Below are 24,527 nucleotides of genomic sequence, written 5' to 3' on the forward strand. Positions count from 1 at the left end.
AATAATTTCGTCTATTATCGTATCATAAAATTAAGAATAAAAAGGAATAGGGTGAGTTAAATGTTAAGAAAAGGCGATCAATTTCCATCATTTAAACTAGAAAATCAAAAAGGGGAGGTTATTTCTAATGAATCTATAAAAGGAAGTAAAGCTGTACTTTACTTTTATCCAAGAGATAATACACCTACATGTACTACTGAAGCATGTGATTTTAGAGATAATTTAGCAATCTTTAATGATTTAAATACCAAAGTGTATGGTATTAGTGGAGATACTAAAAAGAAACACGAAAATTTCAGCCAAAAACTAGATCTAAATTTTGATTTATTAGTGGACGAGAATTATGAGCTGTCAGAAAAAGTGGGTGTCTATCAATTGAAGAAATCATTTGGTAAAGAATCGATGGGTATCGTAAGAACTACATTTGTTATTGATGAAGATGGTATTATAATAGATGTAATTGAAAAAGTTAAAGTTAAAACACAAATGGATGAACTAAAAGGAATCTTGGGGTGAACATAGATGAAAGCTGTCAGTTTAAAAAGAATGGGAGATTTAGAATCTAAATTAATAGAAGCTTATCCTACTGTCGATTTTGTATTTACAAAGGGTGTCTCTGAAATAGAAGAACAAGATAAAAAAGATTTAGATATAATATTCGGTTATGATGGTAAACTTAATCAATCGTTTTTAGAAAATTGTCCTAAACTTAAATGGATGGCATGGTATTCAACAGGTGTGAATAGTTTACCTTTAGATTATATTGATAAACAAAATATATTACTTACAAATGGTAAAGGTATACATGCAAAGCAAATGTCAGAATTTATTATAGCTTATATACTAGATGACTATAAAAAAATGAGAACTTCCTATATTAATCAACAAAATAGATATTATGATTCAAAACTTACGGGCTCAAGAGTGAGTGGGGAAACGATTCTATTTCTAGGTACAGGAAGTATCGCTCAATATACGGCTAATATTGCAAATGCAATGAACATGAAAATTATTGGTATCAATACAAATGGTCATTCAGTAGAGGGGTTTAGTAAGACCTTTGCATTAAATGAACTTTCTAATGCTTTAACCGAAGCGGACATAATTGTTAACACACTACCTGAAACTGAGCAGACTATACATCTCATAACGAAAGCGCATTTTGAGTTAATGAATGAAACAGCATTGTTTATAAATGTAGGTAGAGGGACAATTGTTGAGGAGAGTGTGTTAATTGAAGCTTTAAAAGAAAAGCAAATTAGACACGCATATATAGACGTGTTCGAAAAAGAGCCTTTAAATCCAAGTAATGAACTATATTCATTAGAAAATATTACTATTACTGCTCATATCACAGGTAATGGCAAAGAAAATATGAGCGAGGTTACGGATATATTCATTAAAAATCTTAACCATTTTCTCAATAAGGAAGATTTAATTGAGAATGAAGTAGATCCTAAACAAGGCTATTAAAGACTTTTAAGTAATGAAGATTGACATTTCACACATCAAACAGTTATATTTATATTAAGTAATAATTATTCTTAAATAGAAAGATGGTGAGTGAAATGAGTGCAGAGATGGAAACAGTTGAACATCAACTAGAACATTCAATTGCGTCTTTAAGAAATAACGGTATTAGAATAACGCCTCAACGACAAGCAATATTGAAATTTTTAATTGCTTCAGAGACACATCCTACAGCCGATGAGATTTATCAAGCACTTTCACCTGATTTTCCAAATATAAGTGTTGCTACAATATATAATAATTTACGTGTCTTTAAAGATATTGGTATAGTAAAAGAATTACCATACGGAGATTCTTCGAGCCGTTTTGACTTCAGTACACATAATCATTATCACGTTATCTGTGATAATTGTGGAAAAATAGTGGATTTCCATTATCCACAACTTGATGAAGTAGAACAATTAGCGCAGCACGTAACAGACTTTAATGTAACGCATCACCGTATGGAAATATATGGGTTATGCAAAGACTGCCAAGATAAAAGAAACAGTCAATAGAAGAAAGAAAACATTATCTAATATCTTGAAATACTAATGATATAAGAAAAGGGAAAACTCATTTTTAAAACAAATGAGTTTTCCTTTTTCTTTGCTCTTACTTCTTTATATTGAATAAGTTGAATGATACTAGAGTAGAAAAGTTGAGTATATGTGATAGTGGCGGCTTTTCTGATTGATAAGCATCCTAGTTCCTACTATATATAATAGAAAGTAAGACAACCTCATTAAGTTAAGAAATATGCCGATATATTTACACTAAACAAACGTTTAATACATAAAAACAATAAATAGACATCACAAAGGTAAAATTTAACTAAAAAGATTGCTGGAAATTATTGACGGTTGTGAATAAACTTGATATTATAAAAAAGTCGTCGAAACAAGACACGTAGCAAAACAACCGATTCAACGAAGTTTTTACAAAGTGTAAATTTGACACTTGTTAAATTAGTTGAAAGGATATACAATATTAAATGTTGAGTTAAAAAACGCAACAAACTTAATAAATAAAAAAAGAAATTTATTATTGACTTAACAAAAACTTAATGTTATAATTATTTCTTGTAACGCATTAACGCAGTAATGAACATTGAAAACTGAATTGCAATATGTCAACGTTAATTCCGAACGCAACATTAAATTGTTGGTTCAAACGTGTTAGAGATAACACACAAATTAGTATTTTATGAGCTAATCAAACATCATAATTCATTTATGGAGAGTTTGATCCTGGCTCAGGATGAACGCTGGCGGCGTGCCTAATACATGCAAGTCGAGCGAACGGATAAGGAGCTTGCTCCTTTGAAGTTAGCGGCGGACGGGTGAGTAACACGTGGGTAACCTACCTATAAGACTGGAATAACTTCGGGAAACCGGAGCTAATGCCGGATAACATTTGGAACCGCATGGTTCTAAAGTAAAAGATGGTTTTGCTATCACTTATAGATGGACCCGCGCCGTATTAGCTAGTTGGTAAGGTAACGGCTTACCAAGGCAACGATACGTAGCCGACCTGAGAGGGTGATCGGCCACACTGGAACTGAGACACGGTCCAGACTCCTACGGGAGGCAGCAGTAGGGAATCTTCCGCAATGGACGAAAGTCTGACGGAGCAACGCCGCGTGAGTGATGAAGGTTTTCGGATCGTAAAACTCTGTTATTAGGGAAGAACAAATGCGTAAGTAACTGTGCGCATCTTGACGGTACCTAATCAGAAAGCCACGGCTAACTACGTGCCAGCAGCCGCGGTAATACGTAGGTGGCAAGCGTTATCCGGAATTATTGGGCGTAAAGCGCGCGTAGGCGGTTTCTTAAGTCTGATGTGAAAGCCCACGGCTCAACCGTGGAGGGTCATTGGAAACTGGGAAACTTGAGTACAGAAGAGGAAAGTGGAATTCCATGTGTAGCGGTGAAATGCGCAGAGATATGGAGGAACACCAGTGGCGAAGGCGACTTTCTGGTCTGTAACTGACGCTGATGTGCGAAAGCGTGGGGATCAAACAGGATTAGATACCCTGGTAGTCCACGCCGTAAACGATGAGTGCTAAGTGTTAGGGGGTTTCCGCCCCTTAGTGCTGCAGCTAACGCATTAAGCACTCCGCCTGGGGAGTACGACCGCAAGGTTGAAACTCAAAGGAATTGACGGGGACCCGCACAAGCGGTGGAGCATGTGGTTTAATTCGAAGCAACGCGAAGAACCTTACCAAATCTTGACATCCTTTGAAAACTCTAGAGATAGAGCCTTCCCCTTCGGGGGACAAAGTGACAGGTGGTGCATGGTTGTCGTCAGCTCGTGTCGTGAGATGTTGGGTTAAGTCCCGCAACGAGCGCAACCCTTAAACTTAGTTGCCAGCATTTAGTTGGGCACTCTAGGTTGACTGCCGGTGACAAACCGGAGGAAGGTGGGGATGACGTCAAATCATCATGCCCCTTATGATTTGGGCTACACACGTGCTACAATGGACAATACAAAGGGCAGCTAAACCGCGAGGTCATGCAAATCCCATAAAGTTGTTCTCAGTTCGGATTGTAGTCTGCAACTCGACTACATGAAGCTGGAATCGCTAGTAATCGTAGATCAGCATGCTACGGTGAATACGTTCCCGGGTCTTGTACACACCGCCCGTCACACCACGAGAGTTTGTAACACCCGAAGCCGGTGGAGTAACCATTTATGGAGCTAGCCGTCGAAGGTGGGACAAATGATTGGGGTGAAGTCGTAACAAGGTAGCCGTATCGGAAGGTGCGGCTGGATCACCTCCTTTCTAAGGATATATTCGGAACATCTTCCTTGAGAAGATGAAGAGGAATGACATTGACATATTGCATTCAGTTTTGAATGCTCATTACGAGTATTCAACATCGAAATGGGCCTATAGCTCAGCTGGTTAGAGCGCACGCCTGATAAGCGTGAGGTCGGTGGTTCGAGTCCACTTAGGCCCACCATTTAGAATTTTATAAGCACTATGGGGGCTTAGCTCAGATGGGAGAGCGCCTGCTTTGCACGCAGGAGGTCAGCGGTTCGATCCCGCTAGTCTCCACCATAAAGAATTTAATTTGTACATTGAAAACTAGATATGTAAGTAAAATTTATGATTTTACCAAGCAAAACCGAGTGAATTAGAGTTTTAAAAAGCTTGAATTCAAAAAATAGAAATAATCGCTAGTGTTCGAAAGAACACTCACAGATTAATAACATTTTAGGTTTTCAACCGATTTTTTTCGTGTTGAAGGTCGAAAAGATTAAGTTATTAAGGGCGCACGGTGGATGCCTTGGCACTAGAAGCCTACGAAGGACGTTACTAACGACGATATGCTTTGGGGAGCTGTAAGTAAGCTTTGATCCAGAGATTTCCGAATGGGGAAACCCAACACGAGTTATGTCGTGTTATCGATATGTGAATACATAGCATATCTGAAGGCAGACGCGGGGAACTGAAACATCTTAGTACCCGCAGGAAGAGAAAGAAAAATCGATTCCCTGAGTAGCGGCGAGCGAAACGGGAAGAGCCCAAACCAACGAGCTTGCTTGTTGGGGTTGTAGGACACTCTATACGGAGTTACAAAAGAACAAATTAGACGAATCATCTGGAAAGATGAATCAAAGAAGGTAATAATCCTGTAGTCGAAAGTTTGTTCACTCTTGAGTGGATCCTGAGTACGACGGAACACGAGAAATTCCGTCGGAATCCGGGAGGACCATCTCCCAAGGCTAAATACTCTCTAGTGACCGATAGTGAACCAGTACCGTGAGGGAAAGGTGAAAAGTACCCCGGAAGGGGAGTGAAATAGAACTTGAAACCGTGTGCTTACAAGTAGTCAGAGCCCGTTAATGGGTGATGGCGTGCCTTTTGTAGAATGAACCGGCGAGTTACGATTTGATGCAAGGTTAAGCAGTTAATGTGGAGCCGTAGCGAAAGCGAGTCTGAATAGGGCGTTGAGTATTTGGTCGTAGACCCGAAACCAGGTGATCTACCCATGACCAGGCTGAAGTTCAGGTAACACTGAATGGAGGGCCGAACCGACTTACGTTGAAAAGTGAGCGGATGAGTTGTGGGTAGCGGAGAAATTCCAATCGAACCTGGAGATAGCTGGTTCTCTCCGAAATAGCTTTAGGGCTAGCCTTAAGTAATGATTATTGGAGGTAGAGCACTGTTTGGACGAGGGGCCCTTATCGGGTTACCGAATTCAGACAAACTCCGAATGCCAATCAATTTTATCTTAGGAGTTAGAACGCGGGTGATAAGGTCCGTGTTCGAAAGGGAAACAGCCCAGACCACCAGCTAAGGTCCCAAAATATATGTTAAGTGGAAAAGGATGTGGCGTTGCCCAGACAACTAGTATGTTGGCTTAGAAGCAGCCATCATTTAAAGAGTGCGTAATAGCTCACTAGTCGAGTGACACTGCGCCGAAAATGTACCGGGGCTAAACATATTACCGAAGCTGTGGATTGTCCGTAAGGACAGTGGTAGGAGAGCGTTCTAAGGGCGTTGAAGCATGATCGCAAGGACATGTGGAGCGCTTAGAAGTGAGAATGCCGGTGTGAGTAGCGAAAGACGGGTGAGAATCCCGTCCACCGATTGACTAAGGTTTCCAGAGGAAGGCTCGTCCGCTCTGGGTTAGTCGGGTCCTAAGCTGAGGCCGATAGGCGTAGGCGATGGATAACAGGTTGATATTCCTGTACCACCAAATTTCGTTTTAAGCGATGGGGGGACGCAGTAGGATAGGCGAAGCGTACTATTGGATTGTACGTCCAAGCAATGAGACTGAGTGTTAGGCAAATCCGGCACTCTTAAGGTCAAGTTGTGATGGGGAGAGGAAATTGTTTCCTCGAGTCGTTGATTTCACACTGCCAAGAAAAGCCTCTAGCTAGAATTTTGGTGCCCGTACCGCAAACCGACACAGGTAGTCAAGATGAGAATTCTAAGGTGAGCGAGCGAACTCTCGTTAAGGAACTCGGCAAAATGACCCCGTAACTTCGGGAGAAGGGGTGCTCTTTAGGGTTAACGCCCAGGAGAGCCGCAGTGAATAGGCCCAAGCGACTGTTTATCAAAAACACAGGTCTCTGCTAAACCGTAAGGTGATGTATAGGGGCTGACGCCTGCCCGGTGCTGGAAGGTTAAGAGGAGTGGTTAGCTTCGGCGAAGCTACGAATCGAAGCCCCAGTAAACGGCGGCCGTAACTATAACGGTCCTAAGGTAGCGAAATTCCTTGTCGGGTAAGTTCCGACCCGCACGAAAGGCGTAACGATTTGGGCACTGTCTCAACGAGAGACTCGGTGAAATCATAGTACCTGTGAAGATGCAGGTTACCCGCGACAGGACGGAAAGACCCCGTGGAGCTTTACTGTAGTCTGATATTGAAATTCGGTACAACTTGTACAGGATAGGTAGGAGCCTTTGAAACGTGAGCGCCAGCTTACGTCGAGGCGTTGGTGGGATACTACCCTTGCTGTGTTGGATTTCTAACCCGCACCATTTATCATGGTGGGAGACAGTGTCAGATGGACAGTTTGACTGGGGCGGTCGCCTCCTAAAGAGTAACGGAGGCGCTCAAAGGTTTCCTCAGAATGGTTGGAAATCATTCATAGAGTGTAAAGGCATAAGGAAGCTTGACTGCGAGACTTACAAGTCGAGCAGGGTCGAAAGACGGACTTAGTGATCCGGTGGTTCCGCATGGAAGGGCCATCGCTCAACGGATAAAAGCTACCCCGGGGATAACAGGCTTATCTCCCCCAAGAGTTCACATCGACGGGGAGGTTTGGCACCTCGATGTCGGCTCATCGCATCCTGGGGCTGTAGTCGGTCCCAAGGGTTGGGCTGTTCGCCCATTAAAGCGGTACGCGAGCTGGGTTCAGAACGTCGTGAGACAGTTCGGTCCCTATCCGTCGTGGGCGCAGGAAATTTGAGAGGAGCTGTCCTTAGTACGAGAGGACCGGGATGGACATACCTCTGGTGTACCAGTTGTCGTGCCAACGGCATCGCTGGGTAGCTATGTATGGACGGGATAAGTGCTGAAAGCATCTAAGCATGAAGCCCCCCTCAAGATGAGATTTCCCAACTTCGGTTATAAGATCCCTCAAAGATGATGAGGTTAATAGGTTCGAGGTGGAAGCATAGCGATATGTGGAGCTGACGAATACTAATCGATCGAAGACTTAATCAAATTTAAAAAGTGTTTTGTTTGGCATTATCAAATTTTACTTACTATCTAGTTTTGAATGTATAATTTTTTATACAGTTCATTGTCTGGTGACAATGGCAAGGAGGTCACACCTGTTCCCATGCCGAACACAGTAGTTAAGCTCCTTAGCGCCGATGGTAGTCGGACTTACGTTCCGCAAGAGTAGGACGTTGCCAGGCAATTTTATACGGAGGATTAGCTCAGCTGGGAGAGCATCTGCCTTACAAGCAGAGGGTCGGCGGTTCGAACCCGTCATCCTCCACCATTTATTTTTTAATAGCCGGCCTAGCTCAACTGGTAGAGCAACTGACTTGTAATCAGTAGGTTGGGGGTTCAAGTCCTCTGGCCGGCACCATGTTTTGAGCCATTAGCTCAGTTGGTAGAGCATCTGACTTTTAATCAGAGGGTCAGTGGTTCGAGCCCACTATGGCTCACCATTATTTTAATATCGCGGGTGTGGCGGAACTGGCAGACGCACTAGACTTAGGATCTAGCGCCTCACGGCGTGGGGGTTCGACTCCCTTCACCCGCATATGCAGAAGTAGTTCAGCGGTAGAATACGACCTTGCCAAGGTCGGGGTCGCGGGTTCGAATCCCGTCTTCTGCTCCATTATTTTGCCGGGGTGGCGGAACTGGCAGACGCACAGGACTTAAAATCCTGCGGTGAGAGATCACCGTACCGGTTCGATTCCGGTTCTCGGCATTATCCCATGAAAATAGAATTATGCGCCCGTAGCTCAACTGGATAGAGTACTTGACTACGAATCAAGAGGTTACAGGTTCGACCCCTGTCGGGCGCACTATTTTACGGGAAGTAGCTCAGCTTGGTAGAGCACTTGGTTTGGGACCAAGGGGTCGCAGGTTCGAATCCTGTCTTCCCGATATCCTTAAAATAATATGGGGGCTTAGCTCAGATGGGAGAGCGCCTGCTTTGCACGCAGGAGGTCAGCGGTTCGATCCCGCTAGTCTCCACCATATATTTAAATGCAATCTAAATTACAACGGCGGCGTAGCTCAGCTGGCTAGAGCGTACGGTTCATACCCGTGAGGTCGGGGGTTCGATCCCCTCCACCGCCACTAATTATTAGTTGTAAATTATATTTAGGACCTTTAGCTCAGTTGGTTAGAGCTAACGGCTCATAACCGTTCGGTCGCAGGTTCGAATCCTGCAAGGTCCATATAATTTTTTGGAGGAATACCCAAGTTCGGCTGAAGGGATCGGTCTTGAAAACCGACAGGAGCTTAACGGCTCGCGGGGGTTCGAATCCCTCTTCCTCCGCCATTTTTATAATAATTGAATATAATTTATTTACCTAATATTTTTTTGGAGGAATACCCAAGCCCGGCTGAAGGGATCGGTCTTGAAAACCGACAGGGGCTTAACGGCCCGCGGGGGTTCGAATCCCTCTTCCTCCGCCATTAATATTATTACCGCGGGATGGAGCAGCGGTAGCTCGTCGGGCTCATAACCCGAAGGTCGGTGGTTCAAATCCGCCTCCCGCAATTTTTTATTTTAGGTCCCGTAGTGTAGCGGTTAACACGCCTGCCTGTCACGCAGGAGATCGTGGGTTCGAATCCCATCGGGACCGCCATTATTGTTATGGTTCAGTAGCTCAGTTGGTAGAGCAATGGATTGAAGCTCCATGTGTCGGCAGTTCGACTCTGTCCTGAATCATTTTAATGCAAGCCGGCCTAGCTCAACTGGTAGAGCAACTGACTTGTAATCAGTAGGTTGGGGGTTCAAGTCCTCTGGCCGGCACCATCTTTCGGGAGGGGTAGCGAAGTGGCTAAACGCGGCGGACTGTAAATCCGCTCCTTCGGGTTCGGCAGTTCGAATCTGCCCCCCTCCACCATATAACTTTAATTTAATAGGGGCATATTTCAACGGTAGAATACAGGTCTCCAAAACCTTTGATGTGGGTTCGATTCCTACTGCCCCTGCCATGGCGGTTGTGGTGAAGTGGTTAACACATCGGATTGTGGTTCCGACACTCGTGGGTTCGATCCCCACCATCCGCCCTTTGTATTTTTGGGCTATAGCCAAGCGGTAAGGCAACGGACTTTGACTCCGTCACTCGTTGGTTCGAATCCAGCTAGCCCAGTTTTTATTGGCGGCATAGCCAAGTGGTAAGGCAGAGGTCTGCAAAACCTCTATCACCGGTTCAAATCCGGTTGCCGCCTCCATCAATATGCGGGAGTAGTTCAATTCTTAGAACACGTTCCTTCCCGGAACGAGGTATAGGTGTAAGTCCTATCTTCCGCTCCATATTTAATATTATTTGCATGCGGGAGTAGTTCAACTTTTAGAACACGTTCCTTCCCGGAACGAGGTATAGGTGTAAATCCTATCTTCCGCTCCATATTTATTTATATCCCATGCGGGAGTAGTTCAATTCTTAGAACACGTTCCTTCCCGGAACGAGGTATAGGTGTAAGTCCTATCTTCCGCTCCATATTTAATATTATTTGCATGCGGGAGTAGTTCAACTTTTAGAACACGTTCCTTCCCGGAATGAGGTATAGGTGTAAGTCCTATCTTCCGCTCCATCGATACTTCCATACAGGGAGTTTTTTATTTATTTAATTGGGCCGGCGTGGCGGAATTGGCAGACGCGCGGGACTCAAAATCCCGTTCCATTGATTTGGAGTGTCGGTTCGATCCCGACCGCCGGTATATATAACGTACTTAGATGTACATGTTAAGCAATCTCATAAGATGAGGTTGCTTTTTTTATGTTTAAACTTAATTGCTCAATATCACTTTATAAAACCATGTATGCAATATTAATATAATCAAAGTAAATATTGTAGTTTTTGGTAAAGTATAATATTATTAGTCTAATGTTATATTTGGAGGAAAATTCAATGGTTAAAACTAAAACAACCAAAACTAAAACAACTAAACCAAATGGAAAGCAATTTTTTGGTAATATCTTACAAGCTGTTGGTGCAGGGGTAGTTATTGCGTTAATACCTAATGCATTATTAGGTGAACTATTAAAGTTTTTTAAAGAAGGTAATGAGTTATTAGAAACAATATATCAATTAGTAGTTATGATTCAATCATTTATGGCTTTTATTATAGGTGTATTAGCTGCGCATCAATTTAAATTTAATGGTGCAGGCGCTACGATGATAGGTGTTTCTGCTATGTTAGGTAGTGGAGCTGTTAAAATTACTCCTGATGGATTTATACTAAATGGTATTGGTGATATTATTAATACTATTTTAGTTGTAATTATTGCTTGCTTTTTATACTTAATATTACAAAATAAATTAGGTTCATTAGAAATGATCTTGTTACCAGTTATTATTCCTGTGGTAAGTGGAATTATTGGTCTATATACATTAGGCTATGTATCTAATGTTACAAAAGGTTTAGGCCATATAGTGCATTCATTTACTGAACTCAATCCATTATTGATGTCAGTGTTAATATGTGTGACTTATTCGTTGCTGATGGTAACGCCAATATCGGTTGTAGCTATTGCAACAGCAATTAGCCTATCTGGACTAGGTAGTGGTGCAGCCAATATGGGAATTGTTGCAGCTTGTGTTACATTCTTATTTGGATCAATCAGAGTTAATGGTGCTGGTGTGAATTTAGTATTAATTATTGGTGCAGCTAAGATGATGATACCTGTCTATTTCAGACATTTAATTATCGCGATACCTTTAACAATTAATGGTATTATAGGTGGCTTGATTGCTTACTTTATTGGGATTGAAGGTACACCGATGTCAGCTGGTTTTGGTTATACAGGACTTGTAGGACCAATTAATGCCTTTAACCGTATGTCTGGAGATCCAACAATGAATATCATATTGTTAATTTTTGGTTATTTCATTATTCCTTTTGTTGCAGCATTTTTTGTTCATGAGTTATGTAAAAAATTCATTGGTAGATATACTGATGAAATATACAGTTTTGAAATTCCTAAGCAGTAATCTTAAGAGACCTAATATTTATTAGGTCTTTTTTTATACATAAATAATGCATATTTTGTAATTTTTAGAAAAAAGCCTCTCTTATACATAGCTTTTATATAAAAAGTTATTGAATAATATTACGTTATTATGTATAATAATTAATTATATAGAGAGGGGCTAACCAAGATGAAACACATTATTAAACTATTTATGGTCTTTATTATATTTATTAGCGCCATAATTACATACATAAATCCTGATGCTCAGGCAGCAGAAGAAGACCAATGGGATAAAATTAAAGAACGTGGAGAATTGAGAGTGGGTTTATCTGCAGATTATGCACCTTATGAGTTTGAACATAATGTGAATGGTAAATCTGAATATGCCGGTATTGATATTGATTTGGCAAAGAAAATTGCAAAGGACAATGATGTAAAGCTAAAAATTGTTAATATGCAGTTTGATAGTTTGTTAGGAGCAATTAAAACTGGGAAAATCGATTTAATCATTTCAGGAATGACACCAACACCTGAACGTGAGAAAGAGGTGGATTTCTCAAATCCATATATGACGGTTGAACAAAAAATGATCGTTAAAAAGTCTGAAGCAGATAGATTTCAAAATATAGATGATTTTGCTAATCAAAAAATTGGTGTACAAAAACAAACACAACAAGAAAAAATTGCACAAACAGAAATTGAAAATGCACAAATACAATCTTTAACGAGAGTGCCTGAAGTAATCATGTCATTGAAGAGTGGCAAAATAAACGGGATGGTTATTGAAGGACCAGTTGCAGAAGCTTACTTGAAACAAAATGAAGATTTAGCATTTGCAGATGACGTGCAATTTAATGAAGGGACGAAACAAACAGCAATTGCAGTACCTAAAAATTCCCCTGAATTAATGGAAAGACTTAATGCTACTATTAAAGATGTTGAAGATAAAGGTTTACTAGCAGATTATAAAGCATCAGCTGCAGAAGCGATGAAAAAGGATGAAGGAAATTTCTTTACTAAATATGGAAACTTCTTTATAAAAGGTATTAAAAATACGATACTCATTTCAATTGTGGGAGTAGTGCTAGGGGCAGTGTTTGGCGCATTTATTGCATTATTAAAACTAAGTAAAGTTAGAGTTTTAAGATGGTTAGCTTCGGCTTATATTGAATTCTTAAGGGGCACGCCATTGCTCGTGCAAGTATTTTTAGTTTATTTCGGCACAACTGCAGTATTAGGTTTAAATATCTCCGCATTAATTTGTGGTATGATCGCGCTTGTAATTAACTGTTCTGCATATATTGCTGAAATTATTAGAGCCGGTATAAATGCAGTAGACAAAGGACAAACTGAAGCTGCACGTAGTTTAGGATTATCTTATGGTCAAACTATGAAATCAGTTGTATTACCACAAGCGATTAAAAATATTTTGCCTGCTTTAGGTAATGAGTTTGTAACAGTGATTAAAGAATCTTCTATAGTATCTGTAATCGGTGTTAGTGAAATTATGTTTAATGCGCAAGTTGTTCAAGGTGCTTCATTTGATCCGTTCACACCATTGATCATAGCAGCTATACTGTATTTTATTCTCACATTTACATTATCTAGAATTATGTATTTCTTTGAAGGGAGATTGAAAGTTAGTGATTAATATTAAAAATTTATACAAGTCATTTGGTAAAAATGAAGTGTTAAAAGGCATTGATTTTACTGTAAACCAAGGCGAAGTTGTAGCTATCATAGGTCCTTCAGGTAGTGGGAAAAGTACCTTACTGCGTTGCATGAATCTACTAGAGACACCAACAAGTGGTGAAGTTATATTTAAAGATAATAATTTAACGAGTAAAGATACAGAATTAGAAAAATTGCGTCAACAAATGGGGATGGTATTTCAAAATTTCAATTTATTTCCGCATAAAAAAGTAATAGATAACGTTATTTTAGCTCCTAGTTTATTAAAAAAAGGAAATCAAAATGACTTGAAAAAAGAGGCCCAGTTGTTATTAGAAAAAGTGGGTCTAGAGGATAAATCTGATGCATATCCAGCACAATTATCTGGCGGTCAAAAGCAAAGGGTAGCAATTGCTAGAGCATTAGCAATGAACCCTGAAGTTCTATTGTTTGATGAACCTACATCAGCTCTAGATCCAGAGGTTGTAGGGGACGTATTGAAAGTTATGAAAGATCTAGCTAAAGAGGGTATGACAATGGTAGTTGTAACCCATGAAATGCACTTTGCTAGAGATGTAAGTGATAAAGTAGTATTTATGGCTGATGGTGTCATCGTCGAGTCTGGGACACCAGAAGAAGTCTTTGACCACCAACAACATGAAAGAACGAAAAACTTTTTATCAAGAGTTTTATAATTATTTAAAAATAAGACTAAGTTGGTAAAATAGGATTGTTTAAAATCAATCTTATGTTATCGATTTGGTCTTTTATTTTTTTATATTTAAATTATAATAAAAGTAATATAGCTAATACGCCAAAGCCATACGAATGTGTTAAACTGTACAATGTATGTTTTTAAGGTGGGGTGTAAGAAAATGGATTTAAACCAATTAAAACAAGATGTTATAGACTATGCCCATTCAATTGGTATTGATAGTATTGGTTTTACGACAGCTGATCCTTTCGATGAAATGAAGCAAAAGTTAGTGGATTATCATGCAAAAGGGTATGCATCTGGTTTTGAAGAATCTGATATAGAATTAAGAACAGAACCGAAATTAAATTTGCCAACAGCAAGATCTATTATTGCAATAGGCGTTGGCTATCCAAATAAATTAAAAGGCGCGCCTAAAAGTGTCCGTGGAGACAGAAGAGGCATGTTTGCTAGAGCTTCTTGGGGGCAAGATTATCATAGTATTATGAGGAAACGGTTAGATAAATTGGGTGAGTATTTAGAATCTAGAGTAGAAGACGTTGAAATTAAATCAATGGTAGATACTGGCGCATTGTCTGATCGTGCTGTAGCAGAACGTGCCGGACTTGGGTTTGTAGGAAGAAATGGCTTTGTCATCAATCCTGACCTTGGTACATGGACGTATTTAGGAGAGATGCTAGTTAGTATACCTTTTGCGCCTGATGATCCGTTAATCGATAGCTGTGTCGATTGTACGATTTGTGTCGATCGTTGTCCAACAGGAGCACTCGTTGGAGATGGACAGTTAAATAGTCAGAAATGTATTAGCTTTTTAACTCAGACGAAGGGTTATCTAGAAGATGAATATCGTTATAAAATTGGCAATCGTCTTTATGGATGTGATACCTGTCAACAAGTATGCCCGAAAAATAAAGGGATTAATACACAGCATGACGATATAGAATTAGAACCTGAAATTTTAAAACCAAGGCTCGTGCCTTTATTAAAAATGAGCAATAAAGAATTTAAAAATACTTATGGTCATTTAGCAGGGGCATGGAGAGGTAAGAAACCGATTCAACGTAATGCAATTATTGCTTTGGCACATTTTAAAGAAGAAACAGCAATACCTGAATTACAAGATGTTGCGTTAGATGATCCAAGACCTATGATTAGAGCTACAGCATATTGGGCGATAGGACAAATTCAAGGCGAGGCTGCTAGACCATTTATTGAACAACATTATGAAAATGAACTAGAAGAGGTTCAAATTGAAATGTTAAAAGGACTTGAAACGAGGAGCGAAAAATAGAATGACAAACCACATAGTACTATTTCAACCACAGATACCTGGTAATACAGGCAGTATTGCAAGAACATGTGCAGGCACATATACACATTTACACTTAATTAAGCCACTTGGTTTCAGTACAGATGATAAGATGCTAAAGCGTGCTGGATTAGATTATTGGGAAACTGTTAATATCACTTATCATGAAAGTATTGAAGACTTTTTTGAAGCAACAGAGGGTACTTATTATTTATTAACTAAATTTGGTAAGAAAACATATTCAGATTTTGATTTTACTGATACTACTCACGATCACTTCTTTATTTTCGGACGTGAAACGACTGGATTACCTGACTGGGTGAAAGAGACATATCAAGAAACGGCGTTACGTATCCCAATGAATGATAATATTAGATCATTAAACTTATCTAATACAGCATCATTGCTCATTTACGAAGCATTAAGACAACAAAGTTTTCCAGAATTACATTAATAAATGCGCTAAATGAATGAAAATAATGTGATAGATTTGTATAATAGAGATAAGTCTTATAACTTAGCATTTAATTAATCAAATTGATACATTAGTAATGTTGTGGTTTATCTCCATTACATCAAGGGTATTAATAAAAATAATGCTAGAACGCGTCTTAATAAAAAAGAGGAGTGTAATTACTATGGCAATGAACTTTAAAGTTTTAGAAAACGAAAAAATTGTAGCTGAATATGCTGCAGATATATTAAGAAAACAATTTAACAACAATCCGACAACTATTGCAGGTGTACACCTTTCTAATGATAATTCACCAGTATTAGATGAATTAAAGAAAAATGTAGATAATCACCCTGTAGACTTTAGTCAAATTAACATTTTAGATTATGATGATAACAAATCTTATTTTGAAGCTTTAGGTGTGCCTGAAGGTCAAATTTATAGTGTTTCATTTAATGAAGACACTGAATCATTTATTGGTGATAAAATTAAAACAAAAGAAAATAAAGGTAAATTGATTACACAAGTACTATCAATTGATACTAATGGTAAATTGAACGTAAGTGTAAAACAAGGTCTATTTTCAGCACGTGAAGTTATTTTAATTATCACTGGCGCTGACAAAAAAGAAGTTGTTCACAAATTATACGAAGAAAATGGTAAAACAAGCTTTGAACCTGCTGATTTAAAAGCGCATCGTATGGTGAATGTGGTTTTAGATGAAGCGGCAGCAGAAGGATTACCTGAAGATGTAAGACATTATTTCACAGCACGTTTTGCTTAATATAAAAATGTGAGGTGGTAGGTATGACAAACAAAAAAGATAATAAACATTTACAAAATGATGCGCCTGAAAATGAAATGGTCAGTGACTACGAAGATGTAGTAGGACTTGGTAAGGAAATGGAACAAATTTCCGAGGAAAATGATGAGGATAAGTTAGATAAATCTCATGATCCAGAAGTTCGTTCAGATTTAAATGATTAGTATTGAGATAGCTCTTTGGGGAATTTTTTTATTCACAAAGGGCTATTTTTATGTCTATTAATAGCAAATGAGACTTTGAAAAAATTAAAATTAATTTGTTTTGATAGTCAAATACTGTGATAAATTATTTTCAATTTAAAAAGAAATGCCAAGTTAAAAGTGAATGTGTTATTATTAAATCATTATTGGATTTAAGGAGACTTATACATATGTTAAGTAAGTATTGGAAATACATTATGATTAGTGCTGTCATTGTTAATTTAATTTCTATTAAGGGTTTTCCTATGGCGATTGGTGCACTTTACTTACCCGTGTTATTTAAAGTTATAAAATTGCAGATAAATTTATCGCGTGGGCTTGTTGATCAAGTTAATGCTTCAACGTTCGTTAAAGGTAACCAAACTGGAATTATTATAAGTGTGATATGTTGTATTGTAATAACTGTATTGTTGTTTAAACCATTAGGAGATTTTTATAGTAGTTTAACTGGGTTTTTAGGTACATTAGTTACGATTAGTCCTGTTACTATGGTTATCGGTGCGATTCTACTCATATTAACAGCTGTAGGTGTAATACAAACAGCAAAAGTACAATTCAACAAAATAAACATTACTAAAGAAAGCTAAATTGTATAGTTACTAGATGATTTTTAAAAAAAGTATAGTTTATATAAAATGCCGTAAAATCTTAATGATTTTGACGGTATTTTTTTTTTAGAAAAGTGAAGGGTTCTAATTAATAAGGTAAAATAATAACTCATAAATTCAGTTTAAAATAAAATAATATGTAAACGCTCTATAATACGATTGCCCCTTTAAAATAATTAATGCTATACTAAAGCTGAATAACGAATAATGAAGGGGAGTATTTGAAATGTCAGTTAGAATTGAACATGATACATTCGGTGAAATTGAAGTACCTGCAGAAAAATATTGGGGTGCTCAAACAGAAAGAAGTAAACGTAACTTTCCAGTAGGCAAAGAACAAATGCCAATTGAAGTTGTTTACGGATTTGCTCAGTTAAAAAGAGGAGCAGCATTAGCTAACAATGAATTAGGAAAACTATCGGACGCTAAAAAAGATGCCATTGTTTATGCTTGTGACCGTGTCATTAATAAAGAGCTAGATGAACATTTCCCATTAGTGGTTTGGCAAACAGGTAGTGGCACACAAAGTAATATGAACGTAAACGAAGTTGTGAGCTATGTAGCTAATGAATATTTAAAATCACAAGGCAGTGATGAAACGATACATCCTAATGATGACGTTAATAAATCACAAAGTTCAAATGATACTTTCCCAACAGCAATGCATGTGGCATTATACAATGAAGTAGAAACAAAACTTGAACCAGCTTTAAAAGCGTTACGTGATACTTTTAAAGAAAAAGAAGAACAATTTAACGATATTATAAAAATTGGCCGTACGCACTTACAAGATGCAACGCCTATTCGTTTAGGACAAGAAATTAGTGGGTGGCGTTTCATGCTTGATAAATGTGAAACTTTATTAGGTGAATCAAAAGCACACATCTTAAATTTAGCGATTGGTGGTACAGCTGTAGGTACAGGTATTAATGCGCATCCTGAATTTGGCGATAAAGTAGCTAAATTCATTTCGAAAAATACAGGTTATGCATTTGTTTCATCTGAAAATAAATTCCATGCATTAACAGCACACGACGAAGTGGTTCAATTACATGGTAGTTTAAAAGCATTAGCAACTGACTTAATGAAAATTGCTAATGATATAAGATGGCTAGCATCAGGCCCACGCGCAGGACTTGCTGAATTATCTATTCCTGAAAACGAACCTGGTTCATCTATAATGCCTGGGAAAGTGAATCCGACACAATGTGAAATGTTAACAATGGTAGCGGTACAAGTTATGGGTAACGATACAGCAGTCGGTATTGGAAGTTCTCAAGGTAACTTTGAACTTAACGTATATAAACCTGTCATCTTGCATAACACGTTGCAATCAATTTACTTATTAGCAGATGGCATGCAAACATTTAATGATAATTGTGCAGTTGGTATTGAGCCAATTCATGAAAATATAGATAATTATTTAAACCAATCATTAATGCTAGTGACTGCTTTAAATCCACATATTGGATATGAAAATGCTGCAAGTATTGCTAAAAAAGCACACCGTGAAGGTCTTACATTAAAAGAATCTGCAATACAATCAGGTCATGTGACTGAAGAGCAATTCGAACAATGGATTAAACCTGAAGATATGGTTGAACCAAAATAAAAGATATTAAAAAGCCAACGCTTCTTTAAATAGAACGCGTTGGCTTTTTTGTATTATATTAATATGATTTAAACTTCATCGTCCATACTTACTGAAATCGTTTCTTGCGTAAGTGGATGGATAAATTCAATTTTATAACTATTTAATTGAAGCTGTCTTAATGTTGAATTACCATATAATGGATCACCAATTACTGGATGACCAATTTCAGCTAAGTGAACGCGAATTTGATGGGTTCTACCTGTATCTAATTTTAAATCTACTTCACTTACATCTTCTTTAATCATTTTAGAATTAATGATATGTGTAATTGCAGTTTGTCCAGTAGGTGACACTCTACGTTTATTAGAGTGGAATTTATCTTTGCCAATTGGCATATCAATCGTTTGTGGTTTGATAGGTAATAAACTGTGCACATTTGCTTTATAAATACGGTCAATTTCATTTTCTTCTAGCATACGATCTAGAATTTTTTTCATTAATGGATTTTTAGCAACAATCAATAAACCAACCGTTTCTTGGTCTAAACGATGTATTGGCTCAACGTAATCACTTTTGACTGTATAGATAACATGATTCATTAGTGTATTACTTTCTTTTAAATCATTCGGGTGTGTTTTAACGCCTTTTGGCTTCATCACAACAGCGATATCGTCATCTTCGTAATAAATTTGAGCATAGCGATAACTTGGTAAATAGTTGCTTACTTCTTCTGGTGTAGGAATATAAGCTACGTCACCAGTATTTACTTTAGACATTAATGTTGCTGGTTCATCGTTAATTGTAATTAACTTAGACATATTTAAATTATGTAAGTCTTTTTTAGGTAAGTGCAATTGTTGAAAAATTTCTCTCAATGTTAATTGATTATATTTAATAGGGATTTCAAATTTCATAGTATCCTCCTTGATTATCATATATAATCATACCATAAACAACGTGTTAAAAATATTAGACATAGTAATTCTATGAAATTTATTTTATTGTTAATTAAATCATTTTAAAGGTTAATCGAAACTGTATTTTTCAATTAGTTTATGAGCCTGTATAATGTATGTAAAGTAATATTGTATAAAAGAATGGACTGGTTAAATGGAAAAACCGACTAGACTTGCTTTATTAAAAGAAATTGCAGAATTTTTAAATGTAGAAACAGAAACATATAGTATGATGCAAGGTGCATTGAAGTCTTTAATTCAAGGAAGCGAGTTTACAACAGGCTGGATTTTCTTTATTGATGATTCAGGTCAACATGAGCTTGTATCTCATATAGATTTACCAGGCGCATTAGCCAAACAAAATTGTAAATATATGTGTGAAGGCACGTGTTGGTGTGCTCAAGCTTATCAAAATAAGAAATTGACCAAAGCATCTAATATCATTAATTGTTCGCGTATCAACCTTGCAAACCGTGCATATCATGATGAAACAGATGGTGTCACGCATCATGCAACTGTACCGCTAAGGTCAGGGGATGAACAATTCGGACTATTAAATGTTGCTACACCACATACAACGCATTATAGTGAAGAAGATTTAGAAATGCTTGAGTCTGTAGCGTTTCAAATTGGCTCTGCAATCAAACGTATTTGGCTAACAGATCAAGAAAAAGAAGCAGCTCGTATAAGTGAACGAAATCGCTTAGCAAGGGACTTACATGATTCAGTGAATCAAATGCTTTTTTCTGTAAAATTAACAGCCCATGCAGCTGAAGGAATTACTAATGAAGAAGTATCGCGCAAGGCTTTTCAAGTGATAGAACAAACAAGTCAACAAGCTGTTAACGAGATGCGAGCTTTGATTTGGCAATTAAAGCCAGTTGGACTAGAACAAGGTTTAGTTAACGCACTGAAAAAGTACAGTACGCTTTTACAACTTGAATTAACTGTTAAAGTAGATGGTCTGATCAATTTACCAAGTATAATTGAAGAAAATATTTATCGTATTATACAAGAAGCAATGAATAATACAAAAAAACATGGTGGTACAACACAAATAGATTTATCGTTGATTCAAAAAGATGGTTATCTAACTATTGATATAGTAGATCAAGGCAAAGGTTTTAATATTAATAAATCCAATCCACCAGACACTCATGGTTTAAGTAATATGAGACAACGTACAAAATTGATTAATGGTAAATTAGAAATAGATTCAACTCAAAATAAAGGCACTACAATTTATATAGCAGTTCCATTATAGTTTTTGAAAGGAAGTTTAACATGCATCGAATTATACTCGTAGATGATCATCATATCGTAAGACAAGGATTAGAATTCCTACTATCCACTGTTGACGATATAGATGTTATAGGAGGGTTTTCAGACGGTAAATCTTTCTTTGAATATTTAGAAACAAATGAATTACCTGATATTGTATTGTTAGATTTAGTTATGCCTGAAATGAATGGTATTGAAATTACAGAAAGAATGAAAAAGGCGTATCCAGAAGTGAAAATATTAGTCCTTACAAGTTATGTGGACGATGAACATGTAATTTCCGCTATTGATAAGGGTGCAGATGGATACGAGATGAAAGATGTAGAACCAGACCAATTAATAAAAACAATTAAGAAAGTACTTTCAGGTGAGAAAACGATACATCCTCAAGCGCAAAGTGTCATCGAAGCGGTGAGTAAAAAGCCACATTTTACTAATAAATTATCAAAGCGTGAATCAGAAGTATTAGCAGAGATGGCTAAAGGTAAAACAAATAAAGAAATTGCAGAAACATTGTTTGTTTCTGAGAAAACTATAAAAACACATGTCAGTCATATTTTCAACAAACTTCAAGTAACTGATCGCACACAAGCAGCGATATATGCGATGCAAAACAATCTCATTTAAGATAGCGAAGGCATAGTATTGGAAGCGGATTCATTTTTTTATAATTATTTTCAAATTTTACTTTTAATTATATAATATTACGATATAATACAGAGTAATAAACAATAGGGGGATAATGCAATGAAGACAAAAAACCTTTCAATGAAGATTGTCATAGCATTAATATTAGGTATTGCCATTGGTTCAATTTTTAATATGTTTGCACAATCTGCATTTGTAGTTAATGTTGATAAATATGTGTTTAATGTTATTGGACAAATTTTCTTAAATTTAATATTTATGTTAGTAGTACCAGTAGTATTTGTATCAATCGTTTTAGGGGTAGTAGGGGTTGGGGACCCGAAACTACTAGGTGGTATAGGTTTAAAAACAATTACATTCTTTTTAGCAACTACAGCTTTAGCAATTACAATTGCTATGGCTTTGGCATTGATATTTAATCCAGGCGAAGGTAAATCTGATTTATTAAATAGTGAAGATGTTTCTAGTTATCAAAAAACTTTAGATAAAGAAGAGGGCTCGCAAAGCGCTGCAGCCAGTCAATCGTTCGATCAAACTTTAATTAATTTATTTCCAAAGAATCCATTACAATCAATGACTGATGAAAATATGCTTCAAATTATTACATTTGCTATTTTTATTGGGGTCGGTCTTATTATGGTCGGTTCCAAAGCACAAATGGTACATAAGTTTTTTGAACAAACGAACGAAGTACTCATGTATATCGTGACAATGATTATGAGTGTCTTTGCACCAATTGGTACATTTGGTTTAGTTGCACATGCCTTTACAGGAGCAGGTTTTGGTGCTATTAAACAATTAGGTATGTACTTCTTTATTGTACTGTTAGCACTCGCAATTCATTTCTTCGTGGTATACGGTTCAGCAGTTAAATTCATGGGAAAAACAAGCCCGTTGAAATTCTTCAAAGCATTTATCCCAGCGATTTCGCTTGGATTTAGTGCTTCGAGTTCAACAGCAACGTTACCAGTTTCACTAAGATGTACGAAGAAAATGGGAGTGAGACCTGAAATTGCATCCTTTGTCCAACCTTTAGGTGCGACAATCAATATGGATGGTACAGCAATTATGCAAGGGGTAGCAACAATCTTTATTGCTCAAATTTCAGGTGTGGATCTTTCAATTGGACAACTTATTACAGTAGTAGTGATTGCAGTCGTAGCATCCATTGGAACTGCAGGTGTGCCAGGTGTTGGCTTAATTATGTTAGCAATGGTATTAAATGCAGTTGGATTAGACCCAGCAGCAATCGGTATTATTTTAGGTATAGATAGATTGTTAGATATGACAAGAACATCTGTAAATATTACTGGTGACGCAGCTTGTGCGTTGATTATTTCAAACGCAGCAGACAGAAAAGATGCTAAAAAGGCTCAAGCATAAATAATTAATGATATTTTAATAAAAAAGCCTCCCATTCAATTGTTTGAATGGGAGGCTTTTTGCATGTCAAATTATAAATATGTATAACTATTAGTTTAGATGAACGCAAAAATACTTAATTTCTATAGTAAGAATGATTCTCCTCTTTAATTTTATTAATGGAGTTGTAAAGTTCTACAAATCGTTTGCCATCTTTACGATTTACTTGGTCAAAGATCCACGATTCACCATCGTTATCTATTATGACAATACGGAATGGAGTAAATGAAAAACCAAATTTAACATTTTTGACTTCATTAAAATGAAAAGCATCTTTATTTTCTGTTCCTTTAAGTGGACCGCTTGCTTGAAACCGAATTTCATCATTTAGAAGTGTTAAAGTGCCCGGAAGTGTTTGAGCTGTAGATACTTTCATAGCAGCGTATAGCGAAAACGCTGTATTGTGTGTCTGTATTGTCATAGCCGAGCCTCTAATTTTAGTGAAATTTTTCCTAGTATATCATTTTTTAATGTATGCAACAAATAAGAGATTAACTTAATATAAATTATAATTAAAAGCTTAAATACAAACAGAAAGTTTTTCGGAATATATTCATATAAAAACTTTAAAAATTCTGAATATTTTGTTAGTGTTATAACCAAGTTGCAAGATAGTCAAAATAAATTGCAACATTTTAAGGAGGAATTTTCTATATGGATACATTAAATTTTATGAAAAGTAAGGGGTTAGTAAGTTTAATGGTTGCTGCTTTAATTATTTCGTTAGTAGGTGTCTTCAATAGTGCAAGTGCTGCAAGTATAGATAATCCAGTAGAAGTGAGCAAGAAAGATGAGAGTACAGTACATCTTAAATTAAAAGAAGGTATCAAGGGTACTCAAGCTGAAGATGGAGCGGTTACGCTTACTGATGAAGATGGAGAATCTAAAGAATTACCTACGGAAGTAGAAAAAGATGGAGAAACAGTTAAGATAAAATATACAGAAACTGACGATGGATATGATATGGAAGTTTTAAGTAAAGAGACAACGCGTACACAAGCAGACTCAATGTAACAATTCTTTGTTCTAAAAAATTAAATAATTGATTCTTAAAAATTATTTTTTAAGAGAATAGAATATCAGTAATCATGATAAATTAAATCATTCAAACTAAAAAAGAGCCTTTATAGGCTCTTTCAGAGTGTCGACAAAGTTTCCGACTTTGTCGACACTTTTTTGTGCACGCTTTCCGCGGGCACAGC

Annotated in this window: 18 protein-coding genes, 29 tRNA genes and 3 rRNA genes; 48 read left to right on the forward strand and 2 right to left on the reverse strand. The window is 37.2% G+C overall.

Annotated features, from left to right (window positions below; translation table 11 throughout):
* Positions 1-60: 60 nt before the first annotated feature.
* The 44 genes from ACP3TL_RS02445 to fumC all read left to right on the forward strand — a co-directional run bounded on the left by ACP3TL_RS02445 (position 61) and on the right by fumC (position 19,036).
* Positions 61-516 carry a peroxiredoxin gene (locus ACP3TL_RS02445; protein WP_046466221.1) on the forward strand — a complete coding sequence of 152 codons (456 nt, stop codon included), beginning with the start codon at positions 61-63 and terminating at the stop codon, positions 514-516.
* Between the two features lie 6 nt (positions 517-522).
* Positions 523-1,473, forward strand: coding sequence for a phosphoglycerate dehydrogenase (locus ACP3TL_RS02450; RefSeq protein WP_046466220.1), 951 nt, complete (start codon positions 523-525; stop codon positions 1,471-1,473).
* A gap of 95 nt (positions 1,474-1,568) precedes the next feature.
* On the forward strand, positions 1,569-2,027 hold the full coding sequence (gene perR / locus ACP3TL_RS02455; RefSeq protein ID WP_002512518.1) for a peroxide-responsive transcriptional repressor PerR: 459 nt from the start codon (positions 1,569-1,571) through the stop codon (positions 2,025-2,027).
* 714 nt (positions 2,028-2,741) lie between these two features.
* Positions 2,742-4,294: ribosomal RNA gene (locus ACP3TL_RS02460) — 16S ribosomal RNA — on the forward strand.
* A gap of 104 nt (positions 4,295-4,398) precedes the next feature.
* Positions 4,399-4,475: transfer RNA gene (locus tag ACP3TL_RS02465), tRNA-Ile, on the forward strand.
* Between the two features lie 22 nt (positions 4,476-4,497).
* Positions 4,498-4,573, forward strand: a tRNA-Ala gene (locus ACP3TL_RS02470).
* A gap of 197 nt (positions 4,574-4,770) precedes the next feature.
* Positions 4,771-7,694: ribosomal RNA gene (locus tag ACP3TL_RS02475) — 23S ribosomal RNA — on the forward strand.
* Between the two features lie 82 nt (positions 7,695-7,776).
* Positions 7,777-7,891, forward strand: a 5S ribosomal RNA gene (rrf, locus tag ACP3TL_RS02480).
* Together the 16S, 23S and 5S rRNA genes with 29 tRNA genes alongside form the textbook arrangement of a ribosomal RNA operon.
* A 10-nt stretch (positions 7,892-7,901) precedes the next feature.
* Positions 7,902-7,977: transfer RNA gene (locus tag ACP3TL_RS02485), tRNA-Val, on the forward strand.
* A 14-nt stretch (positions 7,978-7,991) separates the two neighbouring features.
* Positions 7,992-8,067, forward strand: a tRNA-Thr gene (locus ACP3TL_RS02490).
* A 6-nt stretch (positions 8,068-8,073) separates the two neighbouring features.
* Positions 8,074-8,149, forward strand: a tRNA-Lys gene (locus ACP3TL_RS02495).
* A gap of 13 nt (positions 8,150-8,162) precedes the next feature.
* Positions 8,163-8,244: transfer RNA gene (locus tag ACP3TL_RS02500), tRNA-Leu, on the forward strand.
* 3 nt (positions 8,245-8,247) lie between these two features.
* Positions 8,248-8,322, forward strand: a tRNA-Gly gene (locus ACP3TL_RS02505).
* A 7-nt stretch (positions 8,323-8,329) separates the two neighbouring features.
* Positions 8,330-8,415: transfer RNA gene (locus tag ACP3TL_RS02510), tRNA-Leu, on the forward strand.
* Positions 8,416-8,438: 23 nt separating this feature from the next.
* Positions 8,439-8,512: transfer RNA gene (locus tag ACP3TL_RS02515), tRNA-Arg, on the forward strand.
* Between the two features lie 8 nt (positions 8,513-8,520).
* Positions 8,521-8,594 (forward strand) — tRNA-Pro (locus ACP3TL_RS02520).
* Between the two features lie 17 nt (positions 8,595-8,611).
* A tRNA-Ala gene (locus tag ACP3TL_RS02525) sits at positions 8,612-8,687 on the forward strand.
* Between the two features lie 28 nt (positions 8,688-8,715).
* Positions 8,716-8,789: transfer RNA gene (locus ACP3TL_RS02530), tRNA-Met, on the forward strand.
* Positions 8,790-8,816: 27 nt separating this feature from the next.
* Positions 8,817-8,890 (forward strand) — tRNA-Ile (locus ACP3TL_RS02535).
* Positions 8,891-8,901: 11 nt separating this feature from the next.
* Positions 8,902-8,994: transfer RNA gene (locus ACP3TL_RS02540), tRNA-Ser, on the forward strand.
* Positions 8,995-9,038: 44 nt separating this feature from the next.
* Positions 9,039-9,131: transfer RNA gene (locus ACP3TL_RS02545), tRNA-Ser, on the forward strand.
* A gap of 13 nt (positions 9,132-9,144) precedes the next feature.
* A tRNA-Met gene (locus ACP3TL_RS02550) sits at positions 9,145-9,216 on the forward strand.
* 12 nt (positions 9,217-9,228) lie between these two features.
* A tRNA-Asp gene (locus tag ACP3TL_RS02555) sits at positions 9,229-9,304 on the forward strand.
* A gap of 10 nt (positions 9,305-9,314) precedes the next feature.
* Positions 9,315-9,387, forward strand: a tRNA-Phe gene (locus tag ACP3TL_RS02560).
* 11 nt (positions 9,388-9,398) lie between these two features.
* Positions 9,399-9,474: transfer RNA gene (locus ACP3TL_RS02565), tRNA-Thr, on the forward strand.
* Between the two features lie 7 nt (positions 9,475-9,481).
* A tRNA-Tyr gene (locus ACP3TL_RS02570) sits at positions 9,482-9,565 on the forward strand.
* 17 nt (positions 9,566-9,582) lie between these two features.
* Positions 9,583-9,656, forward strand: a tRNA-Trp gene (locus tag ACP3TL_RS02575).
* 2 nt (positions 9,657-9,658) lie between these two features.
* Positions 9,659-9,731, forward strand: a tRNA-His gene (locus tag ACP3TL_RS02580).
* Positions 9,732-9,742: 11 nt separating this feature from the next.
* Positions 9,743-9,814: transfer RNA gene (locus ACP3TL_RS02585), tRNA-Gln, on the forward strand.
* An 8-nt stretch (positions 9,815-9,822) separates the two neighbouring features.
* Positions 9,823-9,896: transfer RNA gene (locus ACP3TL_RS02590), tRNA-Cys, on the forward strand.
* Between the two features lie 7 nt (positions 9,897-9,903).
* Positions 9,904-9,978, forward strand: a tRNA-Gly gene (locus ACP3TL_RS02595).
* Between the two features lie 19 nt (positions 9,979-9,997).
* Positions 9,998-10,072, forward strand: a tRNA-Gly gene (locus tag ACP3TL_RS02600).
* An 18-nt stretch (positions 10,073-10,090) separates the two neighbouring features.
* A tRNA-Gly gene (locus ACP3TL_RS02605) sits at positions 10,091-10,165 on the forward strand.
* A 19-nt stretch (positions 10,166-10,184) separates the two neighbouring features.
* A tRNA-Gly gene (locus ACP3TL_RS02610) sits at positions 10,185-10,259 on the forward strand.
* A 41-nt stretch (positions 10,260-10,300) separates the two neighbouring features.
* Positions 10,301-10,386 (forward strand) — tRNA-Leu (locus ACP3TL_RS02615).
* A gap of 191 nt (positions 10,387-10,577) precedes the next feature.
* Complete coding sequence (locus ACP3TL_RS02620; protein ID WP_046466315.1) at positions 10,578-11,660, forward strand: PTS sugar transporter subunit IIC; 1,083 nt, start codon at positions 10,578-10,580, stop codon at positions 11,658-11,660.
* Positions 11,661-11,828: 168 nt separating this feature from the next.
* Positions 11,829-13,292, forward strand: coding sequence for an ABC transporter substrate-binding protein/permease (locus tag ACP3TL_RS02625; RefSeq protein ID WP_046466316.1), 1,464 nt, complete (start codon positions 11,829-11,831; stop codon positions 13,290-13,292).
* Positions 13,285-14,007 carry an amino acid ABC transporter ATP-binding protein gene (locus ACP3TL_RS02630; RefSeq protein WP_002507231.1) on the forward strand — a complete coding sequence of 241 codons (723 nt, stop codon included), beginning with the start codon at positions 13,285-13,287 and terminating at the stop codon, positions 14,005-14,007. Before ACP3TL_RS02625 ends, ACP3TL_RS02630 begins: the two co-directional genes overlap by 8 nt.
* Before the next feature lie 180 nt (positions 14,008-14,187).
* Positions 14,188-15,318 carry a tRNA epoxyqueuosine(34) reductase QueG gene (gene queG / locus ACP3TL_RS02635; RefSeq protein ID WP_285325709.1) on the forward strand — a complete coding sequence of 377 codons (1,131 nt, stop codon included), beginning with the start codon at positions 14,188-14,190 and terminating at the stop codon, positions 15,316-15,318.
* Between the two features lies 1 nt (position 15,319).
* Positions 15,320-15,790 carry a tRNA (uridine(34)/cytosine(34)/5-carboxymethylaminomethyluridine(34)-2'-O)-methyltransferase TrmL gene (trmL, locus tag ACP3TL_RS02640; RefSeq protein WP_046466318.1) on the forward strand — a complete coding sequence of 157 codons (471 nt, stop codon included), beginning with the start codon at positions 15,320-15,322 and terminating at the stop codon, positions 15,788-15,790.
* Positions 15,791-15,974: 184 nt separating this feature from the next.
* A complete protein-coding gene (locus tag ACP3TL_RS02645; protein WP_046466319.1) occupies positions 15,975-16,574 on the forward strand; it encodes a 6-phosphogluconolactonase in 600 nt (199 codons plus the stop codon).
* A gap of 23 nt (positions 16,575-16,597) precedes the next feature.
* Complete coding sequence (locus tag ACP3TL_RS02650; RefSeq protein ID WP_046466320.1) at positions 16,598-16,777, forward strand: SAS053 family DNA gyrase inhibitor; 180 nt, start codon at positions 16,598-16,600, stop codon at positions 16,775-16,777.
* Positions 16,778-16,986: 209 nt separating this feature from the next.
* Positions 16,987-17,403, forward strand: a complete 417-nt coding sequence (locus ACP3TL_RS02655) for a hypothetical protein (protein WP_046466321.1) — start codon at positions 16,987-16,989, stop codon at positions 17,401-17,403.
* Between the two features lie 247 nt (positions 17,404-17,650).
* The gene (fumC, locus tag ACP3TL_RS02660) at positions 17,651-19,036 is read left to right on the forward strand and encodes a class II fumarate hydratase (protein WP_046466322.1); all 1,386 of its coding nucleotides are present in this window, start codon (positions 17,651-17,653) and stop codon (positions 19,034-19,036) included.
* A 68-nt stretch (positions 19,037-19,104) separates the two neighbouring features.
* Here the strand turns inward: fumC and ACP3TL_RS02665 are convergent, their stop codons facing one another.
* A complete protein-coding gene (locus ACP3TL_RS02665; RefSeq protein ID WP_046466323.1) occupies positions 19,105-19,932 on the reverse strand; it encodes an RluA family pseudouridine synthase in 828 nt (275 codons plus the stop codon).
* Positions 19,933-20,128: 196 nt separating this feature from the next.
* On the opposite strand from ACP3TL_RS02665, the gene ACP3TL_RS02670 reads away from it, so the two are divergent.
* The 3 genes from ACP3TL_RS02670 (at position 20,129) to ACP3TL_RS02680 (ending at position 23,286) form a co-directional block, all read left to right on the forward strand.
* The gene (locus tag ACP3TL_RS02670) at positions 20,129-21,238 is read left to right on the forward strand and encodes a GAF domain-containing sensor histidine kinase (RefSeq protein ID WP_285325708.1); all 1,110 of its coding nucleotides are present in this window, start codon (positions 20,129-20,131) and stop codon (positions 21,236-21,238) included.
* 20 nt (positions 21,239-21,258) lie between these two features.
* Positions 21,259-21,882: a response regulator gene (locus ACP3TL_RS02675; RefSeq protein ID WP_046466325.1), complete on the forward strand. Its 624-nt coding sequence runs from the start codon at positions 21,259-21,261 to the stop codon at positions 21,880-21,882.
* Positions 21,883-22,002: 120 nt separating this feature from the next.
* Positions 22,003-23,286, forward strand: coding sequence for a dicarboxylate/amino acid:cation symporter (locus ACP3TL_RS02680; RefSeq protein ID WP_046466326.1), 1,284 nt, complete (start codon positions 22,003-22,005; stop codon positions 23,284-23,286).
* A gap of 115 nt (positions 23,287-23,401) precedes the next feature.
* Here ACP3TL_RS02680 and ACP3TL_RS02685 read toward each other — a convergent pair whose 3' ends face one another.
* Positions 23,402-23,746: a hypothetical protein gene (locus tag ACP3TL_RS02685; RefSeq protein WP_046466327.1), complete on the reverse strand. Its 345-nt coding sequence runs from the start codon at positions 23,744-23,746 to the stop codon at positions 23,402-23,404.
* 233 nt (positions 23,747-23,979) lie between these two features.
* Here ACP3TL_RS02685 and ACP3TL_RS02690 point away from each other — a divergent pair, with 233 nt between their 5' ends.
* Entirely contained in the window at positions 23,980-24,339 is a 360-nt protein-coding gene (locus ACP3TL_RS02690) for a hypothetical protein (protein ID WP_046466328.1), read from the forward strand.
* The last annotated feature ends 188 nt before the right edge of the window (positions 24,340-24,527 follow it).

It is taken from the genome of Staphylococcus caseorum (genome assembly GCF_049943195.1).
Classification (GTDB): domain Bacteria; phylum Bacillota; class Bacilli; order Staphylococcales; family Staphylococcaceae; genus Staphylococcus; species Staphylococcus equorum_A.